Raw genomic sequence first — 274 nt, 5'->3', positions numbered from 1 at the left:
AAATATACCTTTAACGTTAATACCTGTTGAATATTTGCCCACGATAAATACGTACTTCTTGATTGTAATGGCATGTGCCCCATTTTTGTTAGTCTATTTTATTTTGAACCAACCTAAAATAGTCAATAAAGTGGCTTCAGCAGTGCAGACACGTAATGATAATATTAGAATATTATTCCTATTTATCTTATCAGTGCTGGCATTCATAGGCGCGTTTATATTGATTGGCAAGATATTTGAGAGCCCTGAAGGCGTAGTCTTAAAGTTTTTGTTA

At 33.6% G+C, this 274-nt stretch carries 1 protein-coding gene; it reads right to left on the bottom strand.

The annotated features are described in order from the left end of the window. Nucleotides 1–93 precede the first annotated feature (93 nt). Nucleotides 94–274, bottom strand: a 181-nt coding sequence (locus tag AAEZ03_RS27300; protein WP_350582970.1) for a hypothetical protein, incomplete at its 5' end; no start/stop codon positions are given.

The organism is Pseudomonas sp. HY2-MNA-CIBAN-0224 (assembly GCF_040310285.1).
GTDB lineage: Bacteria > Pseudomonadota > Gammaproteobacteria > Pseudomonadales > Pseudomonadaceae > Aquipseudomonas > Aquipseudomonas helleri.
The sequence above is the reverse complement of the archived record's forward strand: the minus strand, read 5'-3'. Positions and strand labels throughout refer to the sequence as shown.